Source organism: Streptomyces sp. NPDC054872, from assembly GCF_053610705.1.
Map to the genome: position 1 here is coordinate 21,602 of NZ_JBSGYY010000003.1, position 13,164 is coordinate 34,765.

Genomic DNA, 13,164 nt, shown 5'->3' on the forward strand with positions numbered 1-13,164 from the left:
GTCCAGCGGCGCGTTCACCCGCGCTGGACTTCCCCATACGCCCGAGCGGCTTGGGACTGCGGCAACTCGGGACGGCGACAAGAGGAGGAATCCGTGGCCATGATGGGCGGCCCGCGCATGGGTCCGATGTCGCTACTCACGGACAGGTCGATCACCAAACAGAAGATCAAGCCGGGCACGGTACGGCGCATCCTTCCCTATGCCCTGCGATATCGCTGGTCACTGACGGTGGTCTTGCTGACGACGGTCGCGGGTGCGGCCATCACGGCGGCGAGCCCGCTGCTGCTCAAGATGATCATCGACGACGGAATCGTGCCGCGCGAGGAAGGCACCGTGGTGGGCCTTGCCCTGCTCGTGGCCGCCCTGGCACTGGTGGAAGTGGTGGCCGCGTTCACCCAGACCTGGTTCTCCGGGCGGGTCGGCCAGGGCATCGTCTACGACCTGCGCTGCCAGGTGTTCGAGCATGTTCAGCGGCAGCCACTGGCATTCTTCACCCGTACGCAGACCGGAGCCCTGGTCAGCAGGCTCAACACCGACGTGATCGGCGCCCAGCGAGCCATCACGACGCTGCTGTCGCAGACGGTGTCGACCCTCCTGACCCTGGTGCTCGTGCTCGCCACGATGATCTTCCTGTCGTGGCAGATCACTCTCGCGGCGCTGGTGATGATCCCGTTCTTCCTCGCCCCCGCCATCTTCGTCGGCCGCAGACTGCAGCGGCTCACCCGCGAGGGCATGAGCCTCAACGCCGACATGGGCTCGATGATGAACGAGCGGTTCAACGTGTCCGGCGCGATGCTGGCCAAGCTCTACGGCCGGCCGGACGAGGAGTCCGAGGGGTTCGCGCACAAGGCGGCCGAGGTCCGGGACGTGGCGATCAGGACAGGGGTCTGGGGGCGCGTGCTCATCCTCATCGCCACGCTGATCGCCGGAGTGACCACCGCACTGGTCTACGGCCTTGGCGGCGTGCTGACCATCAACGGCACCCTGCAGATCGGCACCCTCGTCGCCATGGTCGCGCTGCTGCTGCGGCTGTACGGGCCGATCAACCAGTTGTCCAACATGCAGGTCAACGTCATGATCGCGCTCGTCAGCTTCGACCGCGTCTTCGAGGTGCTCGACCTCAAACCGCTCATCGCCGAACGACCTGCCGCCCGACCGCTCCCCTCCGTCAACGGCACCTCCCCGGACATCGAGTTCGACCGGGTCTCCTTCCGGTATCCGGCCGCCGAAGAGGTGTCCCTGGCCTCCCTCGAATCCATCGCGCGGCGCGCGCCGGCCAAGGGTGCCGACGTCATGGTCCTGGACGAGGTGAGTTTCCGTGCCCCGGCCGGGAAGCTCACCGCGCTGGTGGGCCCTTCGGGCGCCGGCAAGACCACGGTCACCAACCTGGTCCCCCGGCTCTACGACACCACCTCCGGGACGGTGCACATCGGCGACCACGACATACGGGATCTGACGATACGTTCCCTGCACGACACGGTCGGCGTCGTCACCCAGGACGCACACCTGTTCCACGACACGATTCGGACCAACCTGCTGTACGCCCGGCCGGGCGCCAGTGAGAAGGAACTGGTCGAGGCATGCGACGCGGCCCGGATCTGGGAGTTGATCTCGTCGCTCCCCGACGGCCTCGACACCGTGGTCGGCGACCGCGGCCACCGCCTCTCCGGTGGCGAGAAGCAACGCATCAGCCTCGCCCGGCTCCTGCTCAAGTCGCCGCCGGTCGTCATCCTCGACGAGGCCACCGCGCACCTGGACTCGGAATCCGAGGCGGCGATCCAGCGCGCGCTGAAGATCACGCTGGCGGGCCGTACGTCCCTGGTCATCGCCCACCGTCTTTCGACCATCCTGGAAGCCGACCAGATCCTCGTACTCGACGGCGGCCGGATCCGCGAGCGCGGTACCCACCTGGACCTGCTCGCCGCCGGCGGCCTCTACAGCGAGCTCTACCGCACTCAATTCGCCGTCCAGAACAGCAACGGCACGCACGTGAATGTCACCAAAGAGGCGAGCGGCTGACCTGCCCGCAGCCCGGATCGGAGGACGTGTTGGACACCGTTGAGTCAGGCAGTGGGGCCTGGCGGCCGCACGAGATATCCGGCGACGGGGCCGGTGCGTCCGGCCTCGTCGACCGGCTCGACGACCTTGGCCCGCAAGGGCTGGCCGATCTGCTCACCGAGCGCAAAGCGCTCGTCTTCAGGGACTTCGGCGTGTCGCCCGAGGCCATCGAGCCGGTACTCGCCCGGCTGGTACCCGATCGCCTGCCGTACGTGCACGGCAACTCGCCGCGCACCAAGGTGGGCGGCAACCTCTACACCTCGACCGAGTACCCGCAGAAGTACACCATCTCCATGCACAACGAGCTCAGCTACGCCCATAGTTGGCCGACCCGGCTCACCTTCTACTGCGAGAAGGCGGCCGAGACCGGCGGCGCCACGCCGGTGCTCGACGGTCAACTCTGGCTCGACTCGCTCGACGCCGAGGTCCGCCAGGCGTTCGCCGGCGGCATCCGCTACGTCCAGAACCTGCATGACGGGCTCGGCTTCGGGAAGAGCTGGCAGGACACGTTCGAAACCGACGACCGCACGGCGGTCGAGGAGTTCCTCCGGCAGTCGCGGGCCGAGTGGGAGTGGGGCCCGGACGGCCTGCGCGTCATCCAGCTCCGGCCCGCGACCACCAAACACCCGGTCACCGGTAGCGAGGTCTGGTTCAACCAGGCCGATCAGTGGCACCCGGCCGGCCTGGGGGACGAGGCCTCGGCCGAGTTGTACGACATCCTCACGCCCGACGAGTTCCCGCAGTACGTGACGCTCGCCGACGGCACCCCGATCCCCGACGCCTACGTCGAGCAGATCATCAGCCGTGGGCTGGAGAGCGCCGTCGATGTCGACTGGCGCAGTGGCGACGTACTGCTCATCGACAACGTCCTGCTCGCTCACGGCCGGCGCCCGTTCGAAGGAACCCGGCGCGTCCTGGTGGCGATGTCCGGCACCTGACCAAAGTCCCCCGACCCGACCGGGCCGCGGCCCGACCGACTGCCCGCGTTATCGCGCCCGCATCGGTCGCAGCCGCGGCCTGGTCTGCTTCTCGTCGTCGGCCCGGGTCGCCAGCCAGGTGGCGAGGGCGACCGGGGTGGGCTTGTCGAACAGCTCGTGGATCGGAAGTTCCTCGCCCAGCACCACCCGCACCCGGCTGACCAGTCGGGTCGCCAGCAGCGAGTGCCCGCCGAGGACGAAGAAGTCGTCCCGCACGCCGACCGCGGGCAGGTTCAGGATCTCCGCGAACGCTTCGCACAGCACCCGCTCCCGCTCGTTGGCCGGCTCCGGTCCTGCCCCCGCGGCCGCCGCCCGGTCCGGCTCCGGCAGCGCACCGCGGTCGAGCTTCCCGTTGCCGGTCAGCGGCAGTCCGCCGAGTGGTACCACCACGTCGGGCACCATGTGCCGCGGCAGGTTCTCCTGGGCGAACCGCCGCACCGCCTCGGTCAGCGCACCGGCACCGCCGGCACTCTGGTCCGCCAGCACGACGTACGCGGCCAGCCGCTTGTCACCCGGCGTGTCCTCGCGGGCGATCACCGCGGCCTGCGTCACTGCCGGGTGTCTCGCAAGCACCGACTGGACCTCGCCGGGCTCCACCCGGAACCCGCGAATCTTGACCTGCTCGTCCGCCCGCCCCAGGTACTCCAGGAATCCGCCCTCGGACCAGCGGGCGCGGTCCCCCGTCCGGTACATCCTCGTCCCGTCTCCGAACGGGTCGGCCACGAAGCGCTCCGAGGTCTGACCGGGGCGGCCCATGTAGCCGCGCGCCACCTGTGCCCCGGCCACGTACAGCTCCCCTGCCACCCCCGCGGGCACCGGCCGCAGCGCGTCGTCGAGCACATGCACCGCCGTGTTGGCCACCGGTGTCCCGATCGGCACCGTGCCGGCCATCACGGGCGCACGGTCCAGCCGTGCGGTCACGACCCCGATCGTGGTCTCCGTGGGGCCGTAGTGGTTGAACACCGGCAAGTCCCCGGCCGCCTTGAGCAGTTGCTCGACCCAGTCGGTGGCGGCCGCCTCGCCACCCAGCACCAGCGCGCTCCGCGGCAGCAGCCAGCTCAGGTCGCCGGTGGCCCCGAGCGCGGCCAGATGTGAGGGCACCACCTTCACGAAGTCGATGCCGTGCCTGGCCAGATACCCGGCGACGGCAACCGGGTCCGTCGCCGCCCCGGCGTCCAGTACGTGCAGCTCACCGCCGGTTGTCAGGCTGGCGAACATCACCGTGTTCCCCAGGTCCGTCACGGCCGGCTGCAGCAGTGCGTACCGTCCGCCGGCGGCTCCGAACCCCACCCGACGCGGCACGTGGATCACATAGTTGGCCAGGTTCCCGTGGGTGACGGCGACGCCCTTCGGCCGCCCGGTGGATCCGGAGGTGTAGATCACGTACGCCAGCTGGCCGGGCTGCACGCCGGTCTCGAGGGCCGTCGCGGGCTGCGCCGCCAGTGCCGACACCACCGCCGGGTCATCCAGGTCGAGGGTGCGGATCCTCCCCGTCGCCGGCATGTCGTCAAGCACCTCGGTGGTGCCGACCACCACCGATGCCCGGCTGTCGGCGAGCATGTAGGCGATTCTGGCCGCAGGATGGGCCGGGTCCAGCGGCAGGTAGGCCGCCCCGGCCTGCCATACCGCGAGGATCGCCGTCACCATCTCGATGCCGCGCGGCAGGCACAGGGCCACCACCGACTCGGCTCCGACACCGATGTCGCGCAGCTGGCGTGCCAGCCGGGAAGAGCGCGCCTGCAGCTCCCGGTAACCGACCTCGACGCCCGAGCAGACCAGGGCGACGTCCTCCGGGGTACGCGCCACCTGTGCGGCGAACAGCCCCGGCACCGTCCGGCCCGAGGCCGTCCGGTCCACGACCGGCGCCGCGGTCCGGTTCAGCTCGTCGAGGAGTTGCCGTCGCTCGGCCGGGTCGAGGACGTCCACCGCGGCGAACGGGGTTTCCGGGACATCGGTCAGTGCCGTGACCAGGTTGTCCAGGCAGGTGTGCAGCAGTGCGCAGATCCGGGTCGCGTCGGCAGGCGCCAGCGCGTCGACGGTAACGTCGAACGCGGACCCGGTGTCGCGGACGATCACCGTCACGGGGTAGTTGGTGCGTTCCCTGGCGGAGCGCAGTCTGACTCCTTCGAGACCGATGTCGGACTCGTCGGCGGACAGGTCGCGCCGGTAGTTGACGATGGAGGTGAACAGTGGCGTCCCGGGGGGCACGGCGCTCGCCTTCTGGGCGAGTGCCAGCGGCGCCTGCTCATGCTCGAGCAGCTCGGCCAGCTGACGCCGCAGCCCGGCCAGCGCGTCGGCCGCACCACGCCCGTCGACACCCACCCGCAGGGGCAGGGTGTTGAGGAACAGGCCGGGCACGCGGTCGGCACCGGCCCCCGCGTTCATCCGGCCGGCCAGCACCGTGCCGAACACGACGTCGTCGCTCCCCGACACCGCCGCGAGCACGCGGGCCCAGGCCAGGTGGAAGATCGTCGCCGGGCTCACCCCGGACGCCGCCGCCACGTCGCGTATTCGCCCGCCGAGCCGGTCGTCGACCGGTCCGCCCGCGCGCACCACCGCGGCACCGTCACCGTGCACGTCAAGGAGTCCGAACGGAGCGGTCGTCTCCGTGACGTCACGGAGCAGACCGGCGAAGTAGCGCGCGTGTTCCGCCACAGGTGTGCCGAGTCGCGCCTGGGCCACGAAGTTCCGGTACGGCAGCGGCGCCGGCAGCCGGTCGTCCCGCCCCGCCAGGAACTCCCGGATCTCCTGGACGAGCACCCGCAGCGTCGTGAGGTCCTGCACCAGGTGGTGGACGCGCAGTACGGCCAGCCAGCACCCGTCGGTCGGCTCCGTGAGGACGTGCGCCCTCAGCAGCGGGGCCCGGTCCAGCTCCATCCACGATCCGGCCGCGGCCAGCAACTGCTCCACCGGGTCCTGGCCCGGATCTCTCACGACCTTCTCGACCGGAAGCCCGACCCGGCGCGAGACCACCTGCACCGGCTCGCGCAGACCGTCCGACACGAACGCGGTGCGGTAGATGTCGTGTCGGTCCATCACCTGCAGCAACGCGTCGAAGAACCCGTCGCGTCGCTCCTGTGAGTCGAACTCGAGCACCGCTGACCGCAGGTAGACGTCGGGGTCGCCCTCGGCCCGCGCCAGATGGTGGAAGAGGATCCCTTCCTGCAACGGGGCCAGGGGGTACACATCCGCGACGTTGGCCGCTCCGCCGTCGACATGGGCGAGCACACGCGCGAGGTCCGTCTCGTCAAGATCGACGAGCGGCAGCATGCCGGGAGTGATCTCGGTCGCGCCCTCGGGTATCCGGTTCGCCGGCACCGCCACCTGCTCCGGGCCGGAGACCTCGGCCAGTCTCGCCGGAGTCGGGGTGAGGAACAGGGTGCGTACCGAGAGGGAAACCCCGCGCGTGCGCAGGTCTTCCACCAGGGCCACGGCCACGAGCGAGTTGCCGCCGAGGGCGAAGAAGTCCTCGTCGGGTCCGACCACGTCCCGGCCGAGCACGCGGGCGAACGCCGCGCAGAGGAATTCCTCCTGCGCACTCGCCGGTGCGCGGCCCGCGCCCGGCACGCGGTCCGTCGCCGGCAGCGCCTTGCGGTCCAGCTTCCCGTTCCCGGTCAGCGGCAGTTCGCCGAGCACGACGACCGCGGCGGGAACCATGTGGTCGGGCAGCCGGCCCGCCAGGTGTTCCCGTACCCGGTCGGCGAGCCCGCCCTCGGTCGTGGGGTCGTCGGGGACGACGTACGCGACCAGATCCGCCGACCCAGGCACACCCTGCCCGCCGCCGGGTGTGTTCTGCCGGACGACGACGGCGGCCCCGGCCACCTCGGGATGGGCGGCGAGGGCGCTCTCGATCTCGCCGGGTTCGACCCGAAAGCCCCGGATCTTGACCTGGTCGTCCGCGCGGCCCGCGAACACCAGCCGCCCGTCGCGGCGCCAGCGGGCCCGGTCTCCCGTCCGGTACATGCGTGTCCCGTCCTCGAACGGGCAGGCCACGAACCGCTCGCCGGTGAGGCCGGGCCGGTTCACGTAGCCCCGTGCCAGTGCGTCGCCCGCCACATACAGCTCACCGGTCACTCCCACCGGTGCCGGGCGCAGCGTGCCGTCGAGGACGTAGACCCGTGCGCCGTCGATGGGCGCGCCGATCGGGACGTCGCCGTCCGCGATGTCGTCGAAGGACAGCCGAGTGGTGGTGACCCCGATGGTGGTCTCGGTGGGGCCGTAGTGGTTGTAGACCCGCTGCTCCCCTGCCGCGTCCAGCACGGAGCGGACCCAGTCCGGCGGCGCCGCCTCGCCGCCGAGCACCAGCGAGCGAGCCGGCAGCACGCCCTCGGGGCCCGCCTGTGCCGAGAGCACTGCCAGATGCGACGGAACGGCCTTGAGGTAGTCGATCCGGTGGTCGGCGAGGTAACCGGAGACCGCGGCCGGGTCGAGCACGGTGTCGGGGTCGAGGACGTGCAGTTCCCCGCCGGTGGCCAGCGAGCAGAAGACCATCGTGTATCCCAGGTCGGTCACCTGTGGCTGGAGCACTGCGTACCGGGCGCCCTCGCCGCCGAGGTCGAGCCGCTCCCGCACCGATGCCACGTAGTTCGCCAGGGAGCGGTGGGTCACGGCGACGCCCTTGGGCGTGCCGGTCGAGCCCGAGGTGTAGATGACATACGCAAGATTGTCCGGTTCCGGCGCGGTCGCGGCGAAGGGGGCATCGGGCGTGGTCAGGTCGTCCACCGAGACGGTGCGTACGCGTCCGGCCGGCAGGTCTTCAAGGAGCTCGTCGGTGGCCACGAGCAGGGCGGCACGGGCGTCGGCGAGCTGGAACGCGGTCCGCTCGACCGGCTGCCGCGGATCGATGGGCAGGTAGGCGGCGCCTGCCCGCCAGACACCCAGGATCGCCGCGATCATCTCCGGGCCCGGCGGCAGACAGAGCCCGATCACTGACTCCGGCCCCACCCCCGACGCGGCCAGGTGCCGCGCGAGCCGTTCGGCGCGGGCATCCAGCTCCGCGTACGCCGTCACACCGTCCGCCGAGACGATCGCGGTGCCGTCCGGTGTACGCGCAGCCTGGGCGTCGAACAGCTGCGGTACGGTCGCCCGCGGCAGGTCGGCCGCGGTGTCGTTCCAGCCGCGCACGACCTGGAACCACTCGTCCTCATCGAGGATTTCCGCGTCGCCGACCGGGGTCTGCGGTGCCGCCGTCACCATCCAGTCGAGGATCCGGCGGAAGCGGCGCAGCAGATCGCCGGCGGCGGTCGGTCCGTTCCGGCCGGGGTCGGCGTCCGCGTCGATCTGGACCGGCGACCGGGCCGACCGGTCGTAGAGTGCCAACCGCCGGTCCATGGTCGGCCCTTGGGTGAGATTCCGTACGGTGGCCTCCGCGTCGCCGAACCGCGTGGGGTAACCGAAGCTCATGACATCGACGATCAGTTCGCACGGCCAGGCTCCGTCGCCGACCTGCAGGTCCCGGATCATGTCCGCGTAGCGGTAGCGGTGGTGCCGCAGTCCTCGGCCGGTCGCCCGTCCAGCGCGGCGGATGATCTCCGCGAGGGGCGTCTCGGGCGTGACTTCCAGCCGCACCGGCATGACGTTCGCGGTCATGCCCGGCGCCTGCCGTTCGCGCCGCCCGGCGCGGCCGGGTACGGACACCCCGAGGACGATGTCCCGGGCCCCGGTGGTCCGATGCTCGTGGACGGCCGCCGCCGCGATGACGAGGATGGCGAGGTTGGTCCTCAACCGGCGGGCGGCGTCCCTGAGTTCGGCTCCGCGATCCAGGTCGAGCTCGGCACTGGCGCGCGATGGCGTCCCTGATCCCCCCTGGCCGCCCCGTCCGGCCGGGATGGCCCGATCCGGCAGGCCGTCCAGGGCAGCGAGCCAGAACGCCTGGTCCGAGCCGAGGTCCGCAGACGTCCGGTACTCCCGGTCCGCCTCCACCAACGCCGAGAACGGCTCGAATACGTCGCCCCCGCCGGGCTCTTCACCCGCCGACAGCGAGGAGTACGCGGCGGCCACGTGGGTGGCGATCAGCGCGCCGCTGTGCGCGTCCATGATCAGGTGGTGGGCGCGGTGGTACCAGAGCAGGTGGCCCTCCCCCAGGGAGAGCACGGCGCACGTGAACAAGGGGCCGTGGCCCGTCAGGTCGACCGGCCGCCGCAGCTCCGCCTGCATCCATCGTTCGGCGGTGGCCCTCGGGTCGGGCTCGGCACTGACGTCGATGACGTGAACGGGAACATCGGCCGTGACGTCGACATACTGCCGCGGCTGCCCGTCCACCACGCGGAAACGGAGACGGTACGCGTCGACACCGGCAAGCACCTGCCGCACGGCCCGCACGAACACGTCCAGATCCACGCCGCCGTCGATCTCAAGACATTCGGCAATGTTGTACGGGGTATCCTCCGGCGCAATCTGCTGGGAATACCAGATACCGAGCTGAGCCGATGTCAACTCACCCAGCAGGGCGTCTCCATCAGATTCTCCGTCGGAACCGACCAGCGAAATGGACATAGTCCGTTCCCTTTCGGAGGATGAATGAGCCTCGGCCACAGCGGTGTTCCGGATCATTTCAGTGAGCCATCCTCACCAGCCGCCGAACGGACGTCAAATGGCAGGCCACACCGTTCAGTTGCGGGCCCGACTGTTCAACTGCGGCATTTCGGCGGTTGAACAGCAGGCGCACGACATTCCCGGGTTTCCGGCGCACGGGTACTGTCAGCGATCGTCGGCCTCTATGAGAATGGATTCGGTGATGGTCGGAACCGCCGGTGAGAATGACGAATCGATACGGTCGGGCCGTCCTCCGCTGCCGACGGAGATCGCCGACCTGACCGACCCGGGCAACCGGGAGAACCCCTACCCCTCCCTGGAGAAACTGCGCCGGCGCTCGCCCTACGCGCCTTTCGACGGTCTCCTCGTGGTGGGGCGGCACGACCAGTGCTCGGCCCTGCTCCGTGACCCGACGATGAGCGCGGCCCGGGACCGGGCCCCGCTCTCCCCGACTCCGCGAGGGCCGCGGACGCGGAACTTCCTCCATCTCGACCCGCCGGACCACACCCGCTACCGCCGGTTGGTGACCGGCGCGTTCACGCGGCGGAAGGTCGACGGCATGGCGCCGTGGATCCGCGAGATCGCGACGGACCTGTTCCGGGCCGCCGCCGAGACCGGCACGCTCGAAGTCATCGACGGCCTCGCCTATCCGCTGCCGCTGCGGGTCATCTGTGAGCTGCTGGGCGTCCCGTACGAGGATCGCCAGCTCCTGCAGGACTGGTCGTCCGAGCTCGCGACGGCACTGGATCCGCCACTGGGCACCAGCGGACGGATGACGAGGGAGGCCGCTCGGGCCCGCGCCGGATTCGTGCACTACTTCAGGCTTCTGATCGAGGAGCGCCGGGGCGCTCCCGGGCAGGACCTCATCTCGCACCTTCTGCAGGTCGAGGAGGACGGGCAGCATCTCGACGAGGACGACGTCCTGGCGACCTGCGTGCTCCTGCTCAACGCGGGTCACGAGACGACCGTGAACCTGATCGGCAACGCGGTTCTCGCCCTGTTGCGTCATCCCGGGCAGTTCGACCGGCTGCGGGCCGACCCCACACTGGCACCGGCGGTCGTCGAAGAGGTTCTGCGCTATGACGCACCCGTGCAGATGACCACCCGGGTGGCCCGTGAGCACGGCACGATCGGCGACGCCGACGTCCGGCCGGGCGACACAGTGCTGTTCCTGCTGGGGGCCGCCAACCGGGATCCCGAGGTGTATCCCGATCCGGACCGGTTCGACATCGGCCGTTCCCCTGCCGCCGCCCATCTGGCGTTCTCGGCAGGCGCGCACTTCTGCCTCGGCGCCGGCCTGGCACGCCTGGAAGTCGCCATCGCCCTTGAGCTCTTCAGCACGTTCCTGGTGCGGCCGCGGCTTCGGCCCGGCGGCGTCACCTACAAACGCAACCTGAACCTGCGCGGGCCGTCGCGCCTCCTGGTCGACTTCGACGGCGTCCGCACCGGTTGAGGAGTTCGTCACCGTCCCGATCCAAAGCCAGTCCCGGAGGACGATCCCATGTCGCAGTCCCTGGCCGACGCACCCGACCTGGTGGCGCTGTTCCGTGAGCGGGTGGCGGCCCAGCCGACCGCCGAGGCGGTCGCGTTCCTCACCGACTCCGACGACCTCACCGGCAGCATGGTGCGCTGGTCGTACGCCCAACTCGACGAGGAGGCACGCAGCCGCGCCGCGTGGCTGCAGGAGAACCTCCCCCCGGGCTCCCGCGTGCTCCTGCTCCACCCGAACGGCCTTGAGTTCGCCGCAGCCTTCTTCGGCTGCCTCTACGCCGGCATGATCGCTGTCCCTGCTCCGCTTCCTGGCCGCTATGCGCACCATCGCAAGCGCCTCGCGGCCCTCGCCGCCGACTCCGGCGCCGCCGCCGTGCTGACCACGTCCCCCAGTCTGGACGAGGTGCACACGTGGATGAAGGACATGGACATCACCACGATCCGCACCGCCGCCGGCGACGAGCCCGGATTCGGCGACCCGCAGGGCTGGGAGCCCTCGCACCTTGACCGGTCGACCACCGCCCTGCTGCAGTACACGTCAGGATCGACAGGCACCCCCAAGGGCACGGTGATCCAGCACGACCAACTCCTGTTCAACAGCGACGAGGGGATGCGTGAGCTCCAGAGCCGCGGGCCTTGGGGTGGATGGCTGCCGCTCTACCACGACATGGGGCTCAACCTGTTCCTGTGGCCGCTCCTGCGCGGCGACAGAAGCGTGCTGATGGAACCGCTGGACTTCATCCGCCGGCCCCTGCGCTGGCTGCAGCTGATCGAGAGCGAGAGCATGACCGCGTCGTTCGCTCCCAACTTCGCCTTCGAGCTGTGCATACGCAAGGTCACCGAGCAGCAAGCGGCCGCGCTCGACCTGTCCCGCTGGAACCTGGCCGGCTGCGCCTCGGAGCCCATCTCCCCGGACATCCTCACCGCCTTCACCGCCAAGTTCGCGGCCTCCGGATTCCGCCCGGAGACCCTGGTCCCCGTCTACGGCCTCGCGGAGGCGACCGTGTTCGTCTCCGGGCACCCGGGTCGGCCACCTGTGACCCGCACAGTGGACCTCGATGCGCTCGCGCGGGGCACGTTCACCCCTGCCACCGGAGCGGCCCTGACACGCGAGATCGTCAGTTGCGGTGTCCCCACCCCCGCGGCGGAGATCCGCGTGGTCGACCCCACGTCCCGGGAGGTGCTCCCGGAAGGCTCACTGGGAGAGATCTGGCTGCGCGGCCGCAGCATCTCCCCCGGCTACTGGCAGCGGGACGACAACGCGGAGACCTTCGACGCCGTCACCGCGAACGGCGACCGCGGCTACCTCCGCACCGGCGACATCGGCGTGCTGCACGAAGGCGAGCTCTACGTGCACGGACGGCTCAAGGACGTGATCATCGTGCACGGGCGCAACGTCTACCCCCAGGACGTGGAGCAGGAACTGCGCGCCCAGCACCCGGAGTTGGGCGCCGTCGGCGTCGTGTTCGGCGGTCCCGGCTACGCCGATGGCGACGAAGAATCCATGGTCGTCGTCACGCACGAGGTGCGCCGCGTGCAGCACGACGCGTTGCCCGCTCTCGCGGCCGGCATCCGGCACACGGTGGGGCGCGAGTTCGGCATCAGCGTCGACAGCGTGGCTCTGCTCAAGCCCGGCAGTGTCCTGCGCACCACGAGCGGCAAGGTTCGCCGCGCGGCCATGCGGGACCTCTTCCACCAGGGTCTGCTGACTCCCCTCTACCAGGACCCTCGCTAGGGCCACGACGTACTGGCTCACTCACCCGAAGGACTCACATGCAGAACGCCGCCGGAACCGACCAGCTCTACACCGAACTCCAGGACTGGCTCTGCGCCCAGGTGGCCGAGGAGCTGAGGCTGCCGCAGGGGGCAGTCGACCCGACCGAGCCCATGTCCGCCTACGGCCTGGATTCGATCAAGGCCATCACCCTTCTCACCGCGGTCGAGGACCACGTGGGCTTCGAGATCGACCCCAACGCCCTCTGGGAGTTCCCCACGGTGGCCTCCCTCGCCGAGTCGCTGGTCGGCCGACTGGCCACCCGGCCCACGCAGAGTTGACGTCAGCGGCCGAGACGCCCACGTGGACCCTGGCGGCGGTGAGCGGGGC

General features: G+C 70.4%; 6 protein-coding genes. 5 read left to right on the top strand and 1 reads right to left on the bottom strand.

What is annotated here, in order from left to right; genetic code table 11:
* Nucleotides 1-99: 99 nt before the first annotated feature.
* Together ACWGIH_RS04210 and ACWGIH_RS04215 are read left to right on the top strand one after the other, a co-directional pair.
* On the top strand, nucleotides 100-2,019 hold the full coding sequence (locus ACWGIH_RS04210) for an ABC transporter ATP-binding protein (protein WP_453443198.1): 1,920 nt from the start codon (nucleotides 100-102) through the stop codon (nucleotides 2,017-2,019).
* Between the two features lie 29 nt (nucleotides 2,020-2,048).
* On the top strand, nucleotides 2,049-2,996 hold the full coding sequence (locus ACWGIH_RS04215; RefSeq protein ID WP_453443200.1) for a TauD/TfdA family dioxygenase: 948 nt from the start codon (nucleotides 2,049-2,051) through the stop codon (nucleotides 2,994-2,996).
* 48 nt (nucleotides 2,997-3,044) lie between these two features.
* Here ACWGIH_RS04215 and ACWGIH_RS04220 read toward each other — a convergent pair whose 3' ends face one another.
* On the bottom strand, nucleotides 3,045-9,530 hold the full coding sequence (locus tag ACWGIH_RS04220; protein ID WP_453442946.1) for an amino acid adenylation domain-containing protein: 6,486 nt from the start codon (nucleotides 9,528-9,530) through the stop codon (nucleotides 3,045-3,047).
* A gap of 241 nt (nucleotides 9,531-9,771) precedes the next feature.
* On the opposite strand from ACWGIH_RS04220, the gene ACWGIH_RS04225 reads away from it, so the two are divergent.
* Genes ACWGIH_RS04225 through ACWGIH_RS04235 form a run of 3 tightly spaced genes read left to right on the top strand, consistent with a single transcriptional unit; the run spans nucleotide 9,772 to nucleotide 13,115 of the window.
* Nucleotides 9,772-11,022, top strand: a complete 1,251-nt coding sequence (locus ACWGIH_RS04225; protein ID WP_453442948.1) for a cytochrome P450 — start codon at nucleotides 9,772-9,774, stop codon at nucleotides 11,020-11,022.
* 48 nt (nucleotides 11,023-11,070) lie between these two features.
* Complete coding sequence (locus ACWGIH_RS04230; protein ID WP_453442950.1) at nucleotides 11,071-12,795, top strand: fatty acyl-AMP ligase; 1,725 nt, start codon at nucleotides 11,071-11,073, stop codon at nucleotides 12,793-12,795.
* Nucleotides 12,796-12,833: 38 nt separating this feature from the next.
* Nucleotides 12,834-13,115, top strand: coding sequence for an acyl carrier protein (locus ACWGIH_RS04235; protein WP_453442952.1), 282 nt, complete (start codon nucleotides 12,834-12,836; stop codon nucleotides 13,113-13,115).
* The last annotated feature ends 49 nt before the right edge of the window (nucleotides 13,116-13,164 follow it).